The 22,845-nt window shown below is 39.7% G+C and carries 17 protein-coding genes and 1 pseudogene; 11 read left to right on the plus strand and 7 right to left on the minus strand.

Translation table 11 applies throughout. The annotated features are described in order from the left end of the window. Positions 1-1,178: 1,178 nt before the first annotated feature. On the minus strand, positions 1,179-2,333 hold the full coding sequence (locus tag QHG54_RS07560; protein ID WP_406604119.1) for an MFS transporter: 1,155 nt from the start codon (positions 2,331-2,333) through the stop codon (positions 1,179-1,181). Positions 2,334-3,265: 932 nt separating this feature from the next. Between QHG54_RS07560 and pyrF the strand changes: the two genes are divergently transcribed. Then, entirely contained in the window at positions 3,266-4,114 is an 849-nt protein-coding gene (gene pyrF / locus QHG54_RS07565; protein ID WP_317993735.1) for an orotidine-5'-phosphate decarboxylase, read from the plus strand. A 436-nt stretch (positions 4,115-4,550) separates the two neighbouring features. Here the strand turns inward: pyrF and QHG54_RS07570 are convergent, their stop codons facing one another. Next, complete coding sequence (locus QHG54_RS07570; protein WP_317993734.1) at positions 4,551-4,790, minus strand: hypothetical protein; 240 nt, start codon at positions 4,788-4,790, stop codon at positions 4,551-4,553. A gap of 14 nt (positions 4,791-4,804) precedes the next feature. Between QHG54_RS07570 and QHG54_RS07575 the strand changes: the two genes are divergently transcribed. From QHG54_RS07575 to hisS, 4 genes and pseudogenes are all read left to right on the plus strand, one after another. Beyond that, positions 4,805-5,059, plus strand: a complete 255-nt coding sequence (locus tag QHG54_RS07575; RefSeq protein ID WP_317993733.1) for a hypothetical protein — start codon at positions 4,805-4,807, stop codon at positions 5,057-5,059. A gap of 416 nt (positions 5,060-5,475) precedes the next feature. Further along, positions 5,476-5,865, plus strand: coding sequence for a hypothetical protein (locus tag QHG54_RS07580; protein WP_406604120.1), 390 nt, complete (start codon positions 5,476-5,478; stop codon positions 5,863-5,865). Between the two features lie 476 nt (positions 5,866-6,341). After that, positions 6,342-6,515, plus strand: a complete 174-nt coding sequence (locus tag QHG54_RS07585) for a DUF4102 domain-containing protein (RefSeq protein WP_406604121.1) — start codon at positions 6,342-6,344, stop codon at positions 6,513-6,515. A gap of 147 nt (positions 6,516-6,662) precedes the next feature. Next, positions 6,663-8,155 (plus strand): annotated as a pseudogene (gene hisS, locus QHG54_RS07590) (histidine--tRNA ligase). Between the two features lie 1,498 nt (positions 8,156-9,653). Here the strand turns inward: hisS and QHG54_RS07595 are convergent. Beyond that, positions 9,654-10,178, minus strand: a complete 525-nt coding sequence (locus tag QHG54_RS07595; RefSeq protein ID WP_317993729.1) for a peroxiredoxin — start codon at positions 10,176-10,178, stop codon at positions 9,654-9,656. Positions 10,179-10,370: 192 nt separating this feature from the next. Between QHG54_RS07595 and QHG54_RS07600 the strand changes: the two genes are divergently transcribed. The 3 genes from QHG54_RS07600 (at position 10,371) to QHG54_RS07610 (ending at position 12,824) form a co-directional block, all read left to right on the plus strand. Beyond that, entirely contained in the window at positions 10,371-11,999 is a 1,629-nt protein-coding gene (locus QHG54_RS07600) for an alpha-D-glucose phosphate-specific phosphoglucomutase (protein ID WP_406604122.1), read from the plus strand. Beyond that, positions 11,986-12,057, plus strand: a complete 72-nt coding sequence (locus QHG54_RS07605) for a hypothetical protein (RefSeq protein ID WP_396335819.1) — start codon at positions 11,986-11,988, stop codon at positions 12,055-12,057. Before QHG54_RS07600 ends, QHG54_RS07605 begins: the two co-directional genes overlap by 14 nt. A gap of 617 nt (positions 12,058-12,674) precedes the next feature. Next, positions 12,675-12,824, plus strand: coding sequence for a DUF4102 domain-containing protein (locus QHG54_RS07610; protein WP_406604123.1), 150 nt, complete (start codon positions 12,675-12,677; stop codon positions 12,822-12,824). Between the two features lie 349 nt (positions 12,825-13,173). Here QHG54_RS07610 and fumC read toward each other — a convergent pair whose 3' ends face one another. Next, positions 13,174-14,562: a class II fumarate hydratase gene (fumC, locus tag QHG54_RS07615; protein WP_317993727.1), complete on the minus strand. Its 1,389-nt coding sequence runs from the start codon at positions 14,560-14,562 to the stop codon at positions 13,174-13,176. 227 nt (positions 14,563-14,789) lie between these two features. On the opposite strand from fumC, the gene groES reads away from it, so the two are divergent. From groES to QHG54_RS07630, 3 genes are all read left to right on the plus strand, one after another. Next, on the plus strand, positions 14,790-15,086 hold the full coding sequence (gene groES / locus QHG54_RS07620) for a co-chaperone GroES (RefSeq protein ID WP_004857291.1): 297 nt from the start codon (positions 14,790-14,792) through the stop codon (positions 15,084-15,086). A 60-nt stretch (positions 15,087-15,146) separates the two neighbouring features. Beyond that, entirely contained in the window at positions 15,147-16,790 is a 1,644-nt protein-coding gene (groL, locus tag QHG54_RS07625) for a chaperonin GroEL (RefSeq protein ID WP_317993726.1), read from the plus strand. A gap of 2,367 nt (positions 16,791-19,157) precedes the next feature. Further along, positions 19,158-19,493 carry a zinc ribbon domain-containing protein YjdM gene (locus QHG54_RS07630; protein WP_317993725.1) on the plus strand — a complete coding sequence of 112 codons (336 nt, stop codon included), beginning with the start codon at positions 19,158-19,160 and terminating at the stop codon, positions 19,491-19,493. Between the two features lie 1,018 nt (positions 19,494-20,511). On the opposite strand, the gene QHG54_RS07635 is transcribed toward QHG54_RS07630, so the two are convergent. Genes QHG54_RS07635 through trpS form a run of 3 tightly spaced genes read right to left on the minus strand, consistent with a single transcriptional unit; the run spans position 20,512 to position 22,768 of the window. Then, the gene (locus tag QHG54_RS07635; protein ID WP_406604124.1) at positions 20,512-21,090 is read right to left on the minus strand and encodes a NifU family protein; all 579 of its coding nucleotides are present in this window, start codon (positions 21,088-21,090) and stop codon (positions 20,512-20,514) included. A 57-nt stretch (positions 21,091-21,147) separates the two neighbouring features. Beyond that, the gene (locus tag QHG54_RS07640; protein ID WP_317993723.1) at positions 21,148-21,639 is read right to left on the minus strand and encodes a universal stress protein; all 492 of its coding nucleotides are present in this window, start codon (positions 21,637-21,639) and stop codon (positions 21,148-21,150) included. Positions 21,640-21,697: 58 nt separating this feature from the next. Next, positions 21,698-22,768: a tryptophan--tRNA ligase gene (gene trpS, locus QHG54_RS07645; protein ID WP_317993722.1), complete on the minus strand. Its 1,071-nt coding sequence runs from the start codon at positions 22,766-22,768 to the stop codon at positions 21,698-21,700. Between the last annotated feature and the right edge of the window lie 77 nt (positions 22,769-22,845).

Here is a 22,845-nt window from a genome sequence, read left to right on the forward strand (position 1 = left end):
GGGGGGCTGGTGAGGCTCGGATGTCTTCCCGCATAAAAACGCAAAGGGGGACGAATAGGGAGGACGCAAGTTACTGGAAGGGGAAAAAATTTTAGAGCTTAATCAGCCGCTCATTGCAGCGCTCTTTCATAAAAATGATGAAGGCTGGGGGCAAGGTGCCAGCGCGTTCGTATTCCCCAACAGTGGCAAATGCTGTATGATCCTATAACAATTGCAATCATGAGCGATAAGGCGTTCAAACAAAGCATATCATAAAGCTGAGCTGTTCTCTTTATGCGATAAGGAAAGCGCAAGGCAAAACAGTAAAAATGCACACAGAGAGAATATGAAAAATAAAATATATGTTTGACTTAACAAAAGGTATTCCTCTCTTAGAAAATGGAGAAAAGTGCAGTTTTGGAGATTCAAGACATTTGTGAAATCGTGAACAAAAATTGAAGTGCCCATAATATTATAGAGGGCTGGTGTTTTTCCTTTCAGGTGTAAATTATGTTTGCAGGTTGCTACAGTTACATGATTGATGATATGCAATGAACAATATCACCTGTGGTATGCTTAAGTCATGGTGCATCATTAGGATAAAAAACGGATACTTTTCATTGATCATTTTCAGGATTTGACTGCACTTGAATGTGTTATATAAGATGAAACGTCACTATCGATCTGAAAACATTGGAATCCTAGAGGGCCAGTTTCTTTTGTGGTAAAGCTAAGAGGCTTAATATGGAATTTAGCGATTTCAAGTCTTTTATTTTCAACGCAGATTTAAGCTTGAAAGGCTTCTGCAAGAGAGAATAGGTTTTTTAGAGATTTTAATTTTTTCTTCCGAGATATCGTAATAAGTTTATCGGCAAAACTTGGTAGGCATATGATGGTATTGATAGAAAATTCTTCGATAGCTGAACGCAAAGTCTCAAGATCAATCATAGAGGCAAATGGATAATATGTCACTTTGAGAAGGCGATACATTTCAGGGATAAATAAAAATCCACCCGATAATCCTTTAGGCTTTGAGGCAATTGGCGTTGGGGCTTACAGAGAAATTCTTGAAGACAGTTTTAAGGTTTTTTACGGTAGAGTGCGTTAAAAATCCCTAATTGAGCCATTTGTGGCGAAGTGTTTTGAGTATTCTTGTTGTGCACCCGATTTTCAAAAATGATATGCGACAATGAAGCTCCTTATTTTTTAGTTTGTATGAGGCACAGGCAAGAGGCTAACACGGAGACACCAACAATCATGCAAAAGGTGAAAGCGATATGATTGTTGAAATGGCTGATGATCCATCCACTTGTCCATGAGCCGGCAGCTTGGCCAATATTTGAAATAACAAGAATATAACTAAAAAGAACACTGGATGAGAGGGATGTAGTTGTTTTCCCTGCTTGATAGTATATCTCTGGAACCATGACAGATTCATAGACACTGTAGGCAATTAATGCACTCACAGCGATAAAGACGCCATCTATGAGGAAAAGTGAGGAGAAACTTCCCATAAAGCAGAGCAGACAGACAGTTGCTTTATCAGAAAGGGTGAGATGTTTATTGATCACCCCTTGCCAGATACAAATGCTGATGCCAACAATTGAAAAGAAAATCCCACTATAAGGAGCGAGAGTGCTGTCAAATTTACTGAGAAGTGTTGTGGTGGTGATAAAAATTCCCATGAGGAATGCACAAAGAAAAGCTGTGACCAGCAAATAAGCAAGAGAACGGTTATGTATTATTGTTTTTAAAGAAGAAAAGAAAGGCTTCTTTATTTTTTTACCCTTTTCAAGCAATGATTTTTTATGGGGGTAGTGATAGACAATTTTGAGAGAGAGAAAACAAAAATACAAACCAATGAGTGCAAAGAAAGCCATAAGAAAAGCTGATGCGTTATATTTTATGGCACTTGTTGCAACAAGAGGGGCGATAACGACAGCAGCGTTTTGAAAAAACGAATAGAGGGTTAATGCGCGCTTAAGAGCACTTCCATTGAGATGTTCTGATAAAATTTCTCGCAAAAATGGCTTTGAAATTGCTTTCGAAAAAGCCATTAAGGTAAAAAAGATCAACCATGCAGAAGGCATGAGCGATAGGATAATACACAGGAAAGCGGTACTCCTTAAAATAAAGGCGGTAGCCATTAAGAGTTTACGAGAAAATCTTTCTAATAAACCCGTTGCGGTTATCATGAGAATGCTTTCAAGGATTACTGATCCAGCGAGATAAAACGCAATATTTGCAGCAGTTATAAGAGAAGAGTTTCCAAGCAGAGGGAGTACAAAGAAAAAGGAAAATTCAGAAAGAAAAACTGCGCTATAGATGAAAAAAGGTATTTTATTTTTGCTCATGGAATTTCCATAGAAGGAGAGTACAGGAAGTCGCTAACGATTCATATTGGTTGGGTAGAGTTTCTCTCCTTAAAGAAGTAAGCCTCGATAAGCATGCTTATTATTTTACCTTTATAACAACAAAGTTCTTTTCTTTTTTTTACTTCACCATTCCCCGCGTGATATTTTAACTGCACTTTCATCACTTCAATCATGCAGGATTTTAGCGATATAAATACTGTCTCAGGAAAAAGGCTTTAAAAAAGCTCTTTTTCAGGTTCATAGCATCCTTGTGTTGTCGTATTTTTCCATTGAAAATCTTATGAATGAGATTTTTTCTAAGATTGGATTTTTCTCATACTCTTCGAGCAAAATACTCTTCGAGCAAGTACCCTTCGAGCAGATATGCTTTTTCCTCCGCTGATAGTTATTAAACTGTTATGATTATAGAAATAACACACATTCATCATTTTTTCTGAGCGTTTCTTTATTATTTTAGCTATAAGCTGTTTAAAATAGTTTTTTTGATTGCGTTTGCATGTACTGAAGAACTCTTCACTCTTTTCCCATTCAACGGTGTGGTAATGTGTGTATGCAATGCTTCTGATTTCTGATAAGCTGTAACCCTCTCAGTGTGCAGAGGAGAACTCTACCACTTCATTCATTTTTGCTGCAAATCCTTGTATTTTGTGCGGTGCTCTTCAACATAAAGTCTGAAATGCTTGTGATCATTATGGGAATGTTGATTACAAGAAGAGTGCTTTGGAGATGATGTATAGGGAAAAAACTGGTTTCTATGAAGCCAATGCAGAGGGGTGTTTATGTAATCATAATAAAATCAAGACCAAAGATATTTTATTCTTTAAGAAAATGTATTACTTGTCATTTCTATAGAGCGATATTCTTTTCGATTTTATGGAAAAATTGAAGGAAAGACAATGTTAGGTGATAGAATGTTTTGTTCAGCTTTTTTCAAAAATCGTGAAGTCTATGGACCACTTTGTATTGGTTTTGACCCTAGTCATCAAGTTTTACATTCATGGAAACTCAGTTTTGATTATAAAGGTCTAAAAGATTTTTGTGATATTCTCTTAACAGCAGTTGTTGGCAAAGTGGGTATCATAAAGCCGCAAGTCGCATTTTTTGAATTATATGGTGTGGAAGGTCTTCAAGCGCTTAAGGAACTCATTGAAAATGCACACGAACAAGGCTTATTGGTTCTCGCGGATGCAAAAAGGGGGGATATTGGCTCTACTGCTGAAGCCTATGGTAAAGCTTGGCTTGGTCCAAACAGTGCATTCAAAGCTGACGCTATAACAGTGAATCCTTTTTTGGGTTTTGATGCTCTCATTCCTTTGATAAAGATTGCAGAAGAAACAGGAGCAGGGGTTTTTGTGGTTGTTCAATCTTCTAATCCAGAGGGAAAGCACATTCGAAATGCGCGTATCGGTGATCAGGCACTCTCACTTCATCTTGCACAGTGCATTTGTGATTATAATACCCAGTCTCATAGTGTTCATCATAATATTGGTCCTATCGGTGCGGTTATAGGAGCGACATTAGGATCTGAATCTAAAGACACAATTGAGCAGTTAAAAAATAGTCTGTTTCTCGTTCCTGGTATTGGTGCTCAAGGTGGAACAATGACACAATTGGCACATCAATTTCCTCAAAGACACTGGCAAAATGTCATTCCTTCTGTATCACGTTCTATTACAGATGCTGGTCGAAATATTGCTGATTTAAAAAATATTATCAATCATTTTGCACAGCAAGCGCAAAGCACACTGATGTCTTGTTAATCTCACCTTAAAACTAAAAATCTTTTTATAAAGAAGAGTGTTTATTTTAATGAGGCTTCAATGTATCGAAAACCAACATGTGCTCTTGATGCTTTGCAAAAATCTATAACACACGTATCTCATGTGATTTTTGGATAAAGGTGCAAAATATATGAGGGGATTCTTCAGGGAAGAGAGGCATTGGCGCTTGATAAAGCTACGCAAAACTCTGTTGTGCTCTCGCGTCGCACCGTCATATTCTCGAGCTTGGTGTCCATACATCACCATCACCCTGATCTTTATGAATATCACACACTGTATGCATATTACACAAAGAGATTTGTTCGAACGCTTGTAAGGATAAGCAAACGCAAAGCCTGTTATGCTTGTTGTTTTGCAGAGTGTTTGGTCTTCAATTTATCGCTGGTAAGTTTTGTGCTTTATGACGTCGTTTGCCTCATAAAGCTTGTGCTTTCGCTGTTGCTTGTAGATTAACATCCAAACCTCGTGCAGCCGCGCTATTTTCCTTTAATTCGGTTTTACGACTTTCAAAAGTCTCCATAGCAATGTCTTTTAAAGAATGGAGATTGCGCATTGCCACACGCTTTTGTTTTTTTCGTGTCTCATGGATGACACTCTTCACAAAAAACAGAAGGCCATTTTGTTGCACATGCACGCGCTTATTATAAAGAGACATCTCTCAATTAATTGGTGGTTGGTCTTCCAAGTTTATCTCGTGACGGCGCTCGTGAAGGGTATAATGGTAAAGTCATTGTGCACTACTGCTTTTACGCTGATGAAGGCGTAAGCTCGGTGCCATCATACTATTTATCAGCTCTCCATGTTGCAACAGCTCTTATATTTTCATTGAAACGATTGATAAGAGGTATTTTTACTCTTTTCTTAAACGGTTTTTATTTCCACGACCGCCCCGTTTTTGACATGCAATGGAATGGCTGTGATTGATTTAAGATAAGAGGGTTTGAAATGAGAGAATCTTACGTGGTATTCGGGGCTTTCATTCAAGTTGTAAAACAATGAACTATCCTTATAGATCAATGTCTTGTCCTTTCAAGAAGATGATTTCAGTTTTTTCAGAAACAACGGTTGCTGTTGATGCTTCTCAGAAATCTCTAACCTCGTATTTCATTTTATTTTTTGACAGGATACAAAATACGCGTGATGATTTTTGCGGGAAGGTAGGCATTGTTGCTTGATGTAGGGGTGAGGGAAATATATTTGAGGGAGAATTGCTTAAATTAAGGGTTAAGGGGAAAAGCACTTATGAGGGGAAGATATGGAGGAGGGAAGATATGGCGAGTTTTTAAAAGTCAACTTATTGATTTTTAAGTGTAAATAATCAATATGGATGCAATTTTGTATTGCATGTTTTCTTGCTGTGTGTACGGTCATCACTCATCACTCATCACTCATCACTCATCACTCATCACTCATCACTCATCATCATCACTCATCACTCATCACTCATCACTCATCACTCATCACTCATCATCATCACTCATCACTATCACTCATCACTCATCACTCATCACTATCACTATCACTCATCACTCATCACTATCATCATCACTCATCACTCATCACTCATCACTCATCACTCATCACTCATCACTATCACTCATCACTCATCACTCATCACTCATCACTCATCACTCATCACTCATCACTCATCACTCATCACTCATCACTCATCACTCATCACTCATCACTCATCACTCATCACTCATCACTCATCACTCATCACTCATTAGAAAAAATCATGCGATTGCAGTCCAAAAAGGTCGATTGAATGGAAGAGCTAGCTATCAATCGTTTAAGTGTAAAAACAGTGGTAACCCTGAATGTTAGAAATACAATGATAGTGCTAGGGCTGGTCTTTAGGATAGTGCTCGTTTCTGACTGTTGCTCATTTTTAAACAATGTCTATAAGGGCGGGGTATATAAGGATGGGAGATAAGAATGGTGGAGTTTCCATTTTGATATTGAAAGTGCAAACTGTTTCATAGAATTGGTGGTTAGGGATTGGTGGTTGGGCGGATTATCCTAAGGGTGAGGGGACTTGCTTTTGTGAATAATTTATTGATTTATAAAGATAATTTACTGTTCGCAACTTGAATGAGAGCTCTCAATACAGTGAGATTTTCTTATTTCAAATTCGTTTATAAGGAATCAATCACAACCATTTGCCAATCATAACCATTTCTTGCACACTAAAAGTGGAATCAATATGTGGGTAGAATTGTTTAAGGAAGAAGAAAAAGTGTCTTTCATGAACCGTCTCAATGTAAAAGCAGTTGCAGCTTTGAGGGGAAAATATAAGGATATTGGCAGCTTATATCTTCATAGACGTAAAGAGAGTGGTGTACAATGGATTGTACGCTATATTCTAGCAGGGTTGTGAAATCGGCTGTTGAGCAATAAGTATTTCTTTAAAGCAAAAGTTTATGCATGTTGCGACAAGTTTTCAGTCGATAAAGTTATTGCAGCGTTTGTTTCTATAAGATAGACACGCGTTATCTGTGAATACATATTGTTGTTAGAGAAAAACATGTCATCAAAACAAGAAAAGACCAAAGCTCGTTTACCCCGTGGATTTGTGGATCGTACAAGTGCACAGCTGTATGCAACTGAAACAATGATTGCGCAGATTCGTGAAGTTTATGAGCTTTACGGTTTTGAAGCGCTTGAAACGCCAATTTTTGAATATACAGATGTGTTGGGCAAGTTTTTACCTGATTCAGATCGTCCAAATGCGGGTGTTTTTTCGCTACAAGATGAGGATGAGCAATGGATGTCTTTGCGCTATGATCTTACCGCGCCTCTTGCTCGTTATTTTGCAGAGAACTTTGAAACTTTGCCAAAACCTTATCGTAGTTATCGGCTTGGTTTTGTTTTCCGCAATGAAAAACCAGGACCAGGGCGGTTTCGGCAATTTATGCAGTTTGATGCGGATATTGTTGGAACACCAACGGTAGCGGCGGATGCCGAAATTTGCATGATGGCAGCAGAGAGTTTAGAAAAACTAGGATTTCAGCCTCATGATTATGTTATTCGTCTGAATAACCGAAAAATTCTAGAGTGCGTTTTGGAGAAAATTGGTTTGGGGGGAAATGAGCAGGTTGAAAAGCGTTTAACTGTCTTAAGAGCAATTGATAAACTTGATAAATTTGGTCCTGAAGGTGTACGTTTGCTCTTGGGAAAGGGGCGTTTGGATGAAAGTGGTGACTTTACAAAAGGGGCGGAACTTAACGACAAAGAGGTTGATTGTATTCTTGCCTTAACCGCTGCTGGGGCGGAAACTGCAGAGGAAACACTTGACGCTCTTAAAGGAGTGGTTGGTGATCATGTGCAAGGGTGTGAGGGAATTCGTGAGCTTGAGGAAATGCAGGCAATTTTTGTCGCAAATGGCACTCAGAATCGTATCAAAATTGATCCATCAGTCGTGCGTGGACTGGATTATTATACAGGTCCTGTTTTTGAGGCTACATTGCTTTTTGACGTGCTTAATGATGATGGACAAAAAGTTGTTTTTGGCTCCGTTGGGGGGGTGGGCGCTATGATGGATTGGTGGCACGCTTTCGTGGGGAAAATATTCCGGCAACGGGTTTTTCAATAGGGGTCTCACGTTTGATCGCTGCTTTGCAAAACCTTAAAAAGTTGCCTGTGAAGGAGACGACAGGCCCTGTTGTGGTACTGATGATGGATAAAGAGCCAGAGGCGGTTGCGGGGTATCAAAAAATGGTCATGCAGTTGCGTGGGGCAGGAATTCGTGCTGAACTCTATTTGGGGGCATCGGGGATTAAAGCGCAGATGAAATATGCAGATCGACGCCAAGCGCCTTGCGTGGTGATTCAAGGATCTCAAGAACGTGAGAGCGGAAAAATACAAATCAAAGATTTGATTGAGGGTGCGCGGTTGTCGCATGAAATTAAGGATAATCAAACATGGCGCGAAAGTCGACCAGCGCAAGTGATGGTTGATGAAGAACAATTGGTCAAAGCCGTACAAGATATTTTAGCAGCCCAAAAATGCTCATGGTGAAAGTTTTTATGGAAAGGATTGCTGGAAATATTTCAGAAATTTGAGACTCAATTTTCAAAATTTGTACTTTGCTTGTTTGGATGGGCTTGTTTGGATGGGCTTATGCATTCGTTTACAATCGCGTTGTTGTTTGAGCGAGTGCGGCATAAAAGAGAGATTTTTTTAAAGAGGTAAAATAAGCTTCATTCATTATAAAACGCGTCCTTCTAAGGGACATGATAACTCTTAATAAACCAAAAAATTTTTTGGAATTCAATGTGTTAACCAATGCCTCTCCAAGAGTTTATCAAAATATTGACAGTCCCTATTGGTTTAACCTTTGAATTCTCATCCGTTGGCATTACATCTTTTGCTGTTTTCTTATTGGGTACGACAAAATCTCGCATTATCGAAAGATGAGGGAGATCTACAGCATTTTATCCTAAAAGACTTTTTAAGTTTCAAAAAAATAGAATGACTTAAATTGCACAATTTTTACAGGAAAATATTTGGATAAATTGTAAGCTGTTATAAGGCAATGATAACAGATCGATAACATTCATTTTTTCATAAAATCAGCGCGTTAATGGAAAAATGCAATGGTCCAATATAATTTTACCCTGCTCTATGAAAGAAATCCTTTTATTCTGAAAAGATCTGAGGATATTGGAAAATCATTTCAGCTGCCTTCTTCACACTTCGGATTTGCAGATCTTTTCCAAATCGCATTTTCAAGAGCGTCCGATAGTGGGCGTATGATCCTTGGGCTCTCGTTTATTGGCATGAAAAGTTTTTTGTTCTGTTGTGGCAAGTGGGGAAAAGGTTAGATGGGAATGAAGTGGATTGATGGTTTGATCAGGTAACATGAGATCATGATATTCTCAATGAATTTTTGACCTGCAACGTTTCAACGGAAGAATGGCAATATTTTAATTTTGCAACTTTTAAAGAAGGTCTCAACGAATGACAAGGTAACAAAATTGTAGCGAAGGGGACAAAAAGATTGTTATTTCATAAATCCAGACATTTTTGGGATTTTCTGGACGTCATGAATATTCTGAGTTCGATAAAGATGACGACATGGATGCGGTATTTATGGCAGAAAGCTTGAATGAATGGTGGTTTTAGCAGTCATTTTTTAACTTAAAAAGAGATTTTAATTCTTCGAGTTAATGATTTTAAGAAAGATTTTAAGGAAATAAAATTAAGGACGAGCAGTATTCAGAACCGCATCAAAATTGCTCTTTTGGTGATGAGGGGGGGATGCGTTTGTTATCTGGGTGCTGTTTTTGAGGCGGTATAACTCTTTAATATCCATGATGATAGATGGTTATCTTTTGGTTTATTGGTGGGGGTCGGTGTGATGAGAGGTGGGGGCGTGCTTTTGGTGGTGAAAATATTTTAGCTCCGTTTTTTTTGCACTTAAAAATTCATGAAAAAAAACGGCACAAACTCTTTTGTAAAGAGAAATTTGTGCCGTGAAGTGTGTACTCTTTAGGTGCGTGGATTTTATTTGCAATTAGCCTTTTAGGGCTTTTAAAACGTTTTGTGGTGAAGAGACTTCATAAGGATCTGTCGTGCAATTGTCTGAAAAACCTTCTTCTTCAAACCATTTTTCAATTACACCATCATTAATAACAGCAGCATAGCGCCATGACCGCATTCCAAAACCGATATTGTCCTTGGCAACCAGCATACCCATTTTGCGGGTGAATTCACCGGAACCATCAGGAATTAATTTCACGTTTTCGATGCCTTGTGTTTTTCCCCAAGCGTTCATGACAAAAGCATCATTGACGGAAAGGCAATAAATTTCATCAATGCCAACTTTTTTAAATTCATCATAGAGTTTTTCAAAATCAGGTAACTGAAAGGTTGAGCAAGTAGGAGTAAAAGCTCCGGGAAGAGAAAAAAGGATAACGCGTTTTCCTTTAAAGTATGTCTCACTGTTCATGTCTTGCCATCGATAAGGGTTATCTCCGCCAACGGAGTCATCACGCACGCGTGTATGGAAGGTAACATGGGGAACTTTTTTTCTTATCATAATTATGCTCCTATATTTTCTGGGAGTTGTGTTTTAAAACAGTGTTTGTGTTTAAAAGCGTGTTGGAGAATACATTTTAAACCGTCATATATTGTGACAAGTTTGCAAGTATTTCATTCTTGCGTCAAGTGGAATTAATGCTTTGATGGATGTGTATTATAAAATCCGATGAAGTCATATGAAGGCGTAACCATGACTATAACGACAGTTTTGACAACAGCTTTTGGGGATCAAAAACCGGGAACGTCTGGTTTGCGTAAAAAGGTATCGGTTTTTCAACAGCCCCATTATGTTGAAAATTTTATTCAATCCATTTTTAACAGTGCTGGACCTTTTGAGGGCAAATTGCTCATTCTTGGTGGTGATGGACGCACTTTCAATCATAGGCTGATTCAGCGTGTGTTGAAAGTGGCTGCTGCCAATGGTGTTGCGCGTGTTAAAGTGGGAAGAGGGGGCATTCTCTCTACCCCTGCTGTCTCGCATCTTATTCGCAAATATCATGCCCATGGTGGACTTATTCTTTCAGCAAGTCACAATCCTGGTGGTTTAGATGGGGATTGCGGCATCAAATACAATATTTCCAATGGCGGACCTGCTCCTGATGCTCTGTGTGAGACTATTTTTACAACATCAAAGCGTCTTTCTTTTTACAAAATCGTTGAGGCTCCAGATATTGATTTAAGTAAGCAAGGGATAGCCTTTATAGGGTCTATGCAAGTAGAGGTTATCGATCCTGTTGCCGATTATGTTGCTCTGATGCAGGAGATTTTTGATTTTGACTGTATTGCTAAGGCCGTGGCAAAAGGATTAACTTTGCGCTTTGATGCGATGCATGCGGTAACAGGGCCCTATGCGCATGAAATTTTTGAAAAATGCTTAGGGTTCTCTGAAGGAACGGTGGTCAATGGCATTCCTTTGCAAGATTTTGGAGGCAAGCATCCAGATCCAAATTTGGTTTATGCTAAGGACCTTTATGATTTGTTGATGTCTGATCAAGGTCCTGATCTTGGAGCGGCATCTGATGGTGATGGAGATCGTAATCTCATTATTGGTTGCAAACAATTTGTCACTCCTTCTGATTCCTTGGCTATTATGGCAGACCATGCGCATCTGATTAAAGGCTATCGGCAGGGTATTGTGGGTATTGCTCGCTCTATGCCAACAGGGCGTGCTGCTGATCTTGTTGCTGAAAAAAAAGGATTGAACTTTTTTGAAACACCAACGGGGTGGAAGTTTTTTGGAACGCTTTTGGATGCTGGAAAAGTGACCTTTTGTGGTGAAGAAAGTTTTGGAACGGGTTCTCATCACATCCGTGAAAAGGATGGTTTATGGGCTGTTTTGTTTTGGTTAAATCTTTTAGCGGTGACAGGGAAAACTGTCGCACAAATTACGCACCAGCATTGGCGCACCTATGGGCGATTTTACACTTTACGTTATGATTATGAAGAAGTGGAGTCCTGTAAAGCCTGTGCAATTGTGGAGCAGTTGCGTGCACATTTACCAAAGGCGGGAATGGAAATTGCTGGACTGAGAGTCGAAAAAGCAGACGATTTTACGTATCATGATCCCGTTGATCACAGTGTTAGCACAGGACAGGGAATACGTGTGTTTTTTGAGAATGGAGCACGGTTAGTGGTGCGCTTATCGGGAACAGGGACGGTAGAAGCTACTTTAAGACTTTATTTTGAGCAGTATGAAGGGAACCCACGCAAATACAATCTAGATCCGCAAAAAGTTCTGCAACCTTTGCAGAAAGCGGCGCTGCAATTGTTGCAGATACAGCAAAAATTGGGCCGCGAACGGCCCGATATTATCACATAAGAGAGTTGTTTTACGTTGTCTCTTGAGGGGAGGGAAGTGTTGCGGGGTGGAGCATTAATTGCTCTACAGGAGAGGGAATGACTTTTCTTGCCATGTCAAGATTTTCACTTTATTTTTGGAGACAATTGCGTTTACCCAAGCACCAGCACGGATTTGATTGCAAAAATGGAATGGCGATAAGAATTGGATGGCGAATGCTCCAATGTTTTCACAAAAATTTTTTTAAGAGGTGCTGTGTCTATTTGTCTTTTGCTGGTGGAGTATTTGGGGCGATTGGTGAGCGGTTATCATCAGTTTCATCCTCTCACTTTTCGGCTTGGATATGCAAAGCTCGTATCATTTCTTGACAACAGCATTTAGCAAGGCATCTGTGCTTTTTTAACAACGGAGCATAGGTATAGTGGTGCATTTATCGCGAACAGGGATTGGGAGAGCATTTAAAACTTTATGTGGGATGTGATGTGGAGCAGTTTGAGGGTCATCCTTGTAGATAATACCTTGATTTATAAGGATAATGCATTGTTTGCACATTGAATGAGAACCCCGAATATCGTAAGTTCCTGTCATTTCAAAGTTGTTTTATGTTGAATCAATAAAAACCACTTGTTTATACGTCACAAGTGGGGTTGGCGTGTGGGTAAAAACTGTTTGAAGAAAGGAGTAAAAATGCTTCTCATGAACGCATCTCAAATGCAAGGGCTTTCGCAACATTGGGAGCTGGAAAAAGAGTATGATGGTGCCGGCTTGCACTTGCATAAGCGTAAAAGCATTGGTGTTCAATGGTTTTGGCTTTACCGTTATATCCATTCACGGGCGCTGTCGTGAAATAGGCTTTTGAGGTTTTAAGAGATGTCTTTTTAAAACAAGCGTGTGAATTGGCAACCCAATAACGTTCTCTTTTAGCGGGGGCGTTCTGTTTTACATGAGGGGCGTGATCTCATGAAACACGAGAGAAACATGAGAGAGGCGAGAAACAAAAGCGTGCGGTAATGCATAAACCACAATCAAGATCCGCAAAAAGTCTTCCAGTCTTTGCAAGAGATGGCATCGAAATCGTTAAATATGCAATAACAATCAGAAACAATCAGATCACAAAAAAGCAGACCGCGAATGGCTTGATATTTTCGCGGTCTGTTTCAAGGATGTTTACCTCGCGTTGTTTATTCCTTATTGCTTATTGTGGAGCAATCATCTTTTTGGGATCAACGAGCCGGTCATAATCAGCTCCAGAAACCCCGAATTTTAATGCTTCTGCACGCAAAGTTGTATCATTTTTATGTGCGGCCTTGGCAATTTCAGCAGCTTTTTCATAGCCAATCTCCGGTGCAAGAGCTGTCACTAACATGAGAGAGCGTTCCATGAGAGAGTGAATATGGACTCGATTGGCGCGTAATCCTTGGATGCAGTGCTCATCAAAGGAACGCATACAATCACCAAGCAGTGTAATCGACTGTAAAACATTATAACCAATAACAGGTTTATAAACGTTGAGTTCGAAATGTCCTTGGCTTGCGGCAAATGTCACACTGGTATGATTGCCAAAGACTTGGCATGCAACCATGGTTAAGGCTTCGCACTGTGTGGGGTTCACTTTGCCTGGCATGATAGAAGAACCTGGCTCATTTTCAGGTAGACTGAGTTCCCCTAAGCCTGAACGTGGTCCTGATCCCAAAAACCGAATGTCATTAGCAATTTTAAACAGATCAGCTGCTAATGCATTCAAGCTTCCATGGAAATGCGCAAGGGCTCCATGATGGGCGAGTGCTTCAAATTTATTGCTGGCAGTTTGGAATGTTATCCCTGTGAGAGTGCTCACTGTTTGCGCAAAAGCAACGTCAAAACCTTTTGGCGCATTCAATCCTGTGCCAACAGCTGTGCCACCTTGAGCAAGCATTTGGACATCGGTTAGAGCACCTTCAATGCGTTGGTAATTCGCTTCCAGTGCGGTACGGTAGCCTGAAAATTCTTGCCCTAAGGTCAAAGGAGTGGCATCTTGTGTATGGGTGCGGCCAATTTTAATGATGTCGGCAAATTCTTGCTCTTTTTGTTTTAACGTGGAGATAAGCGCTGCAAGGATTGGCAGTAAGTGTTGGCGTGTTTGCAACGTGGTGGCAATGTGAAGCGCTGTGGGAAAGGAATCGTTCGACGATTGGCTCATATTGACATGGTCGTTAGGGTGAACGGGTTTTTTGCTGCCAAGTTTTCCGCCCAAAATCTTACTCGCACGATTAGCAATGACTTCATTGACATTCATATTGCTTTGTGTGCCAGAACCTGTTTGCCAGACAGAGAGTGGAAAATGTGTATCGAAATCGCCGGCAAGCACTTCATCGGCGGCGGCAATAATTGCTTTCCCAATGTTTTGTGGCAGTTTTCCTTTCTCCATATTTATAACAGCTGCGGCTTTTTTAATAAGGCTTAAGGCATAGATGATAGCAAGAGGTTGTTTTTCTGTGCCAATGTTAAAATTATGCAGTGAGCGTTCAGTTTGTGCTCCCCAATAACGGTCTTGACGTACCGAAATCGTTCCAAAGCTATCAGTTTCCTGACGTGTTTCAACCATGGTAAAATCCTTTTATGTTCACGGGTGTCGTTAAACGAAGTAGATAACGCAAAATAGAAAAAAGAGGCAAGGCTTTGAAGCCCCTTGAGATAAATTATTTTAGAGACAATCCTTGACAATGGGGGGGGGCGATTTTATATTCAGGCTGCTGTTAGCACTCATGCTTAAAGAGTGCTAACAAGGACTTAAGATTAATTCAATTATATTAAGTTTTAAGGATTTAAAATATGGCTAACATACAATTCCGCCCACTTCACGATCGTGTCGTTGTCCGTCGGGTTGAATCTGAAAATAAAACTGCTGGGGGGATTATCATCCCTGATACAGCGAAAGAAAAACCTCAAGAAGGTGAAGTTATTGCTGTTGGCAATGGTGCTCTCGATGACAATGGAAAGCGTGTGCCTTTAGAAGTCAAAACAGGAGATCGTATCTTGTTTGGAAAATGGTCTGGAACCGAAGTGAAAATTAATGGTGAAGACCTCTTAATCATGAAAGAATCTGACATTATGGGAATTTTGGGGTAATTCAACCTCTCAATACTTTCATTTTGTATTATTTAGGACACAACTCCAAGGAGAAATTAAATGGCTGCTAAAGAAGTCAAATTTGGCCGTGAGGCGCGTGAGCGTTTGTTGCGCGGCGTTGATATCCTTGCTAACGCTGTTAAGGTAACACTCGGCCCTAAAGGTCGTAATGTGGTGATTGACAAATCATTTGGTGCGCCTCGCATCACAAAAGATGGTGTATCCGTGGCAAAGGAAATCGAACTCGAAGATAAGTTCGAAAATATGGGTGCGCAAATGTTGCGCGAAGTTGCTTCTAAAACCAATGATATTGCTGGTGATGGAACAACAACGGCAACCGTTTTGGGACAAGCTATCGTGCAAGAAGGTGTAAAAGCCGTTGCTGCTGGTATGAACCCAATGGATCTCAAACGTGGTATCGATGCTGCGGTTGAAGAAGTGGTGGCAAACCTTTTCAAAAAAGCCAAAAAAATTCAAACTTCAGCAGAAATTGCACAAGTGGGAACTATTTCCGCTAATGGTGCTGCAGAAATCGGTAAAATGATTGCTGATGCTATGGAAAAAGTCGGCAATGAAGGCGTTATTACCGTGGAAGAAGCAAAAACTGCTGAAACGGAATTGGAAGTCGTTGAAGGGATGCAGTTTGACCGTGGGTATCTTTCACCTTATTTCGTCACAAATGCTGAGAAAATGGTGGCTGATCTTGATGATCCTTACATCCTCATTCACGAGAAGAAATTGTCTAATCTGCAATCTCTTCTTCCCGTGCTTGAAGCTGTTGTTCAGTCTGGTAAACCCCTTCTTATTATCGCGGAAGATGTCGAAGGTGAAGCTTTGGCAACGCTCGTTGTTAACAAGTTGCGCGGTGGTTTGAAAATTGCTGCTGTGAAAGCTCCAGGATTTGGTGATCGTCGTAAAGCCATGTTGGAAGACATTGCAATCTTAACATCTGGTCAAGTTATTTCTGAAGATGTTGGCATTAAATTGGAAAATGTCACTTTAGATATGCTTGGTCGTGCAAAGAAAGTGAACATTTCTAAAGAAAATACCACGATTATTGATGGTGCTGGACAAAAAGCAGAAATTAATGCACGTGTAAACCAGATCAAGGTACAAATTGAAGAAACAACTTCTGACTATGATCGTGAGAAATTGCAAGAAAGACTTGCTAAACTCGCTGGTGGTGTTGCCGTTATCCGTGTTGGCGGTGCAACAGAAGTTGAAGTGAAAGAAAAGAAAGATCGTGTTGATGATGCCTTGAACGCAACGCGTGCAGCTGTGGAAGAGGGTATTGTTGCTGGTGGTGGAACCGCATTGTTGCGTGCTGCAAATGCGTTGACTGTTAAAGGAAGCAATCCTGATCAAGAAGCTGGTATCAATATCGTTCGTCGTGCATTACAAGCACCAGCACGTCAAATTGCAACCAATGCTGGTGAAGAAGCTGCCATTATTGTTGGCAAAGTGCTCGAAAACAATGCTGACACATTCGGTTACAATACCGCAACCGGTGAATTTGGTGATTTGATTGCTTTGGGAATCGTTGATCCCGTGAAGGTTGTGCGTTCTGCTCTCCAGAATGCTGCGTCAATTGCTAGCCTGCTTATTACCACAGAAGCTATGGTTGCTGAAGTGCCAAAGAAAGAGACCCCAATGCCTCCAATGCCTGGTGGTGGAATGGGTGGAATGGGCGGAATGGATTTCTAAGCCCTTTCATAGAGGTAAAAGGAAACGGGCCATTGTGCCCGTTTTTTTTGTACGCTTGTTCCTGTTTCTTGTACTCTTTTCTGTTTTCAGAGGGCGTGGTTTCGATATGGAGAGAGGATATAAGAGGATATCAAAGCTCTATTTATCGGTTTAATGAATGCCAAATTTTATCAAGATGCGCGGCTGGCTTTGGTCTTGGGATATCGGATTTAAGAGAGATGAGGCGTTCACCCGTAGGTTTAATTTCTATGAATTCGCATTTTTGTTTTTTTCTTCTTGTAAAGTGCGTGCAATAGCTGGCTTTTAGTTATGGTGGGTGGGTGCGGTTCCATGTGGTACCATGTCTCTTCTCCTTACATTGAGATGCAATTCATGTGTGGTGTGAAGCACGCCATGTGTTGAAAGTTGTTAGGAAAGGGTGGGGGTCTTGGGAGACATAGGGAGCACTCTCATCTTAAAAAAATCTGCAAGTTTATTTTTTAGATGTGCCTAATTTCATATTTCCAATCTTTTCATTGTGTAAGAGCTCAAGGCTATTTTTCCTCTATGGCATATGCATATATTGGCTTCAAAACAGGTGATTGCAATGCGCTTTTTGTTTTAAAAAATTGGATATAATTTGTTTATTGCACAAGAATTATTCTTGAGCGTTGTATTTTGATAATCTTCAAAAAGGCGTTCATAATCTTTTTGTGTTTTTAAATTTCGTCATTTTTCAGAAGCAATTCCAAGTTCAGGCAGTTGCATATACATTCAATATCAATGTTGCCTTACAGCTTTCTCTCATTGTCTTTTTGAAAATCCGTGTTTTCTACTTATTGTATTTTTATGAACATCACATAAAGTTTTGATATCGTTTTCTATGAGACAATGAAGATAATTCTCAAGAGACTGTCCTTCATAGCCAATGGTGAAAAAACAAAACTCATCATCTTTCGTAGGCTGTATGATAATTAATATGTTTGATGTTAGGCATATTTAATTTCCTTCTATAAAGAGGAGGGGTTTGGAGGCGGGTAGATGCGCCCCCATTGGTTTCCTATTATGAGCAAACAAGGAAGCGCTCTAAAAACTCTGAATATCGTGAGACTCTCTTCTTTCAAACCCTCTAGATTGAATGAATAAAAATCCATTCGCTTGTATGTCATAAGAGAGAGCAACATGGGAAGAGGAGTCGTTGAAGAAAGGCTACAAAAAATGCTTCTTATCAAGCGTCTCAATGCAAGAGCGATCTTGTGTCAGCAGATCTTGTTTTTACCGGTGTGTGTTTCTCTCTTACTCAATTTAAGTGTTTTTATGAGGGTAAGTGTTTTTATAAGGGTAAGTGTTTTTGTGAGGGTAAGTGTTTTTGTGAGGGGATGGGGGGCTTTTTGCAACTTGCAAAATTATCCACTCAAGTTGTTGGGACGTTCTCTGTAGAGTATAGCACTCTTTAAACATTTGCCTTTAGGGAGGTTAACGCGATTTTGAATTTTGTCTGCTTCTCTTAAAAAGGTGCCTACAATTTGGAGGACAGAAAAATCAACTGGTTTTCATTTGGTTTGGTTACCTTTAAAACTATAGCTCTGCAAATGTTTTTTAAGAGCTGACTATGCGTTATGCCGTTAAAAGGATTTCGATTTTTAAGATATAATATTGTTCATTATCCGCTGTCTGCTGTATCTGCTGTGATGATCGGTCTCTATAGTGCATGCTTAGCGTTTGCTAAACTTTTAGAAAACCTATAAAGTCTGTATTTTGTAAAAAGTCTTTTATGCAGCCTTTGTAGACAGTTTCAAATTATCTCCTTTTAAAATTGGTTCGTGTTATGGTGATGTTGTGATAACAGCTTTCGTATTTTACATTCGCCATTTTGGTGACTGTCATCTTTATATTTTTTAATGCGATTCATCATCCAATCCTTAAAATGAAATATCATCTCTCAACGTATTGCTAGCTTACGTTATGATAGTTTCAAACGTTTGAACTTTTAACAATGCGGTTTGTGTTGTGATAAAAACATATCGTAAAATTCATAAGCCGTTATGCATAACAGGTTGCTTTGCATTTCATTTGAATATTCACATGCGTTAAGAATAGTATGATGTGTTTTTTATGCTCTGTTTATGCATGGCAATCTTTTATAAAAAATGATCAACTGAATTATGCATTAAAGGGTGAATTCTGATGGGGCTTCAGATAAAATAATAAGATATTGATTTTATTGTTTTTTGTGTAAAAGTGTTATTGCATGCTCGTAATCATCTAGGGCTTTTGGGATAAAATGCTGTTGCTTGGTAAGTGTTTTGCTTTAGCAATGGACAATAAGCACTTCTTGCTCTATGACCGTTTATATGAGTGGTTTTTCTTGAACAAAAGAGAGAATATATGAGTGAATATCCCAAATGTCCTCAATGTGGTGGTCTTTATACTTATGAAGAGGGTGATAATTTTGTGTGTCCTGAATGTGCACATGAGTGGTCGCAAAAAAACGAAGATCCTTCTCCTTCTGACACCGTTTATGATGCCAATGGTAATGTCTTGACAAATGGGGATAGCGTTATTGTGATGAAAGATCTTAAAGTTAAAGGTGCGACATCCGTTCTTAAGGGTGGTACGAAGGTGAAGAATATTCGCCTCGTGGAGGGTGATCATAATATTGACTGCAAGATCCCTGGGTTTGGTCAAATGTATTTAAAGTCGGAATTTGTCAAAAAAGCTTAATTGGTTACAAGCTGGCACCATCATATTCTTTACTTGCTCTCAATATTGCCATTGCTCTTGCATTTGAGAGTGTTCACAAAAAGCATTTTTACTGCTTTCTTAAACGATTTCTCTTCCCATGTTGCTCTCTCTTATGACATGCAAGCAAATGGTTTTTATTCATTCAATCTAAAGGGTTTGAAAGAAGAGAATCTTATGGTCTTCGGGGCATTAACAGGTTCTTCTTCAGCATTATTAATTATTATAAAATCAATGTCTGGATAGTTTGCAGAATGCTTTCTTGTTTGTTCATTTGCTACCGGTGCTAAGGTGTATGTGTGCGAGCAGGAGGGCTTCTTTCAGGTAAGAATTTCCTTCAATTCTTTTACGTTGAGCGTTAAAGGAAGTGGTTCTGATCAAAATGCTGCTCTCAATTAAAGGCAACATATTGATTTATCATGATAATCTAGTGTTATTCATCTTAAATAAGAGCCTCGAATATCGTAAGATACTCTCATTGCAAATTTGTATATGTTGAAGCAAACAAAATCATTCCCTTGCATGTCACAAGCGGGATGAGTGTGTGGATAAGACTTTTTAGGAAAGGCGTAAAAATGCCTCTGATGAATGTTCTCAAATGCAAGAGTCGTCACAATATTGGCAGCTGGAAAAGACGTATGATGGTGCCGGTTTTGCATCTTTACAAGCATAAAAGTAGTGGTGCTCAATGGCTTTAGCATTATACCATTCATGGATGGATGTCATGAAATGGGCTTGGGAGTCCAGTTACCAGTCAATTGAGAGATGTTGCTTTAAAGCAAGTGCGTGAAACTGCAACATAATAGTGTTTTGTTTCAGCGGGGGTGTTTTGTTTTGCGTGAGGGGCGTGATCCCATTAAGGGGATATTTTTTGGTTGTGTGTTTGACGCAATGTAATGTCTTGGGAATGATTTGGTCTGAGGAAATAATGCTCTATGGAGTGATTTTACCACCTATAGCACTTGTCTTTATCGGTGTTTTGTAAGATCTCACTCTTCATTTATTGCGGCATGGCTTCAACACCTAGAACTTCTGGGATAAAATGCCGTAAAAGATTTTCAATACCATTTTTCAGCGTTGCTGTGGAAGAAGGACAGCCAGCACAGGCTCCTCGCATATTGAGGTAAACAATACCATTTTCAAAACCGCGGAAAGTAATATCCCCGCCATCATTGGCAACCGCTGGTCGAACACGCGTTTCGAGCAACTCCTTAATTGTTAAGACAATATCGGCGTCTTTTTCGTCATAAAATTCTTCGTTAAGGGCATGGGTTTGCGCTTGTGTGGTGGCATGAGTGGTAATAACTGGATCATTGGAGAGAAAATGCTCCATGATTGTGCCCAAAATTGCAGGTTTGAGATGTTGCCATTCTCCGTCTTTCTTGGTCACAGTAATGAAGTCATAGCCTAAAAAAACACCGCTGACATTTGGAATATTAAACAATTTAGCAGCTAAAGGTGAATTTTTAGCGGCTTCTTCGTGTGTACGAAATTCTAACACGCCCTCAGAAAGTACGACACGACCTGGCAGAAATTTAAGTGTTGCAGGGTTTGGCGTTGCTTCAGTTTGAATAAACATTCATTTTCCTTTTATTTTTAAGGATCAGGGAGAGAATTGAGTCTCCAACATTGTGTTTTAAGCAATAGATTCAATATCTTCATCGGCAAGATTGCTTGGAATGACGGTAACAGGAACTGAAAAAGCTGTTCCCCGGCTTCCGATTAGTTGAACAAGCGGTCCTGGTCCTTCTGTATGTCCACTGGCAGCTAAAATAATGAGTGCTATTTCTTTATCTTCGTCGATTAGTTTAGAAATTTCATCAATTTTTTTCCCCTCACGAACAATGATTTCTGTTTCAAGGGCGTGGGTGGAGCGTACATCATTGGCAATTTCTCCCAAAACTCTATGGGCAGTTTGTGTTGATTCTGTTCGCATGACATTGTTTACACCAAGAAAATGTTGAAATTCTACACTATCAACAACACAGAGCAAGACCAATGTTCTGTTGGTATTTTGGGCATGCTGTGCGGCAAAAGCAACGGCACGGCGACATTCTGGTGTTTCATCAATAATGACTAAAATTTTCCGTTTGTGATCTTTTTTCGGATTTTTTCGCTTAGAAACCATGGGTTTTCTCTATTTTTTACAAACAATTTTTTCTCTTTACGGTTAAAGCTTTATTGTTTCATGTATTTTGCAAAAATCCAACAATTTCACGGACTTTTTTCATATTTTTTTCGGCTAGTATACTGGCACGCTCTGCGCCATCACGTAAAACAGAGTCAATATAGTCGCTTTCTTGTTGAAGACGACGGAGTTCCCCTGTTATTGGCGCAAGCTTATGGACTGCAAGGTCAGCTAAAGCTTTTTTAAACAGCGAAAATTGTTGTCCGGAAAATTCTGAAAGAGCCTTTTCTTTGCTTATTCCTGCAAAAGCTGCATAAATACCAAGCAGGTTATTGATCTCTGGTCGTTCTTCCAAGGCTGTAACGGTGTCGGGAAGAGGGGCGGAGTCGGTTTTTGCTTTGCGTATTTTTTTTGCAATGAGATCAGCATCATCCGTTAAATTAATGCGCGAAAAATCTGAAGGATCTGATTTTGACATTTTTTTGGTACCATCGCGCAAAGACATAATGCGTGTGGCTGTCTCACCAATAAGTGCTTCTGGTATCGGGAAAAAAACTTGTCTTTTCTCTTCGCCTACTTGCATGGAAAGACCAACATCTAAATCCGCAATACGGCAAGCGTAATCGTTGTTGAATTTTTGCGCAATATCGCGTGTGAGTTCAACGTGTTGTTTTTGATCTTCTCCCACAGGAACATGTGTGGCACGATAGACTAAAATATCGGCTGCCATTAGACTTGGATAAGCAAAAAGTCCAAGGGATGCTTTTTCACGATCTTTTCCTGCTTTATCTTTAAATTGTGTCATGCGTTGGAGCCAGCCGATACGGGCGATACAATTAAAAATCCATGCGAGTTCGGCATGTTGAAAAACCTGAGACTGGTTGAAAATAATGTGTTTTTGAGCATCAATACCAGCAGCTAAAAAAGCTGCTGTGACTGCTCTGGTTGATTCACGCAAGGTGAGTGGATCTGGATTCACTGTAAGCGCATGCATATCGACAACGCAATACAGACAGTTATAGGATGTTTGCAGTTCAACCCAATGCTTAATGGCTCCAAGATAATTACCAAGATGTAAGTTCCCACTCGGTTGTACGCCAGAAAAGACAAGCGGTGTAAAAGTGCCCATAGAAAAGTTCTTTCTTAAGTCAAGTTATTCATTTTGTGTTTTGTGTCAAAGCGTTTTTATGAAAGCAAGATAAAATA

It is taken from the genome of Bartonella gliris, from assembly GCF_045277155.1.
GTDB classification, from domain to species: domain Bacteria; phylum Pseudomonadota; class Alphaproteobacteria; order Rhizobiales; family Rhizobiaceae; genus Bartonella; species Bartonella gliris.

Excerpts from the sequence above, each read along its gene's own strand:
- QHG54_RS07560 (WP_406604119.1), bottom strand. The coding sequence starts at position 2,333 with ATGAGCAAAAATAAAATACCTTTTTTCATCTATAGCGCAGTTTTTCTT.
- pyrF (WP_317993735.1), top strand. The coding sequence starts at position 3,266 with ATGTTTTGTTCAGCTTTTTTCAAAAATCGTGAAGTCTATGGACCACTT.
- QHG54_RS07570 (WP_317993734.1), bottom strand. The coding sequence starts at position 4,790 with ATGTCTCTTTATAATAAGCGCGTGCATGTGCAACAAAATGGCCTTCTG.
- QHG54_RS07585 (WP_406604121.1), top strand. The coding sequence starts at position 6,342 with ATGTGGGTAGAATTGTTTAAGGAAGAAGAAAAAGTGTCTTTCATGAAC.
- QHG54_RS07595 (WP_317993729.1), bottom strand. The coding sequence starts at position 10,178 with ATGATAAGAAAAAAAGTTCCCCATGTTACCTTCCATACACGCGTGCGT.
- QHG54_RS07600 (WP_406604122.1), top strand. The coding sequence starts at position 10,371 with ATGACTATAACGACAGTTTTGACAACAGCTTTTGGGGATCAAAAACCG.
- QHG54_RS07610 (WP_406604123.1), top strand. The coding sequence starts at position 12,675 with ATGAACGCATCTCAAATGCAAGGGCTTTCGCAACATTGGGAGCTGGAA.
- fumC (WP_317993727.1), bottom strand. The coding sequence starts at position 14,562 with ATGGTTGAAACACGTCAGGAAACTGATAGCTTTGGAACGATTTCGGTA.
- groES (WP_004857291.1), top strand. The coding sequence starts at position 14,790 with ATGGCTAACATACAATTCCGCCCACTTCACGATCGTGTCGTTGTCCGT.
- groL (WP_317993726.1), top strand. The coding sequence starts at position 15,147 with ATGGCTGCTAAAGAAGTCAAATTTGGCCGTGAGGCGCGTGAGCGTTTG.
- QHG54_RS07630 (WP_317993725.1), top strand. The coding sequence starts at position 19,158 with ATGAGTGAATATCCCAAATGTCCTCAATGTGGTGGTCTTTATACTTAT.
- QHG54_RS07635 (WP_406604124.1), bottom strand. The coding sequence starts at position 21,090 with ATGTTTATTCAAACTGAAGCAACGCCAAACCCTGCAACACTTAAATTT.
- QHG54_RS07640 (WP_317993723.1), bottom strand. The coding sequence starts at position 21,639 with ATGGTTTCTAAGCGAAAAAATCCGAAAAAAGATCACAAACGGAAAATT.
- trpS (WP_317993722.1), bottom strand. The coding sequence starts at position 22,768 with ATGGGCACTTTTACACCGCTTGTCTTTTCTGGCGTACAACCGAGTGGG.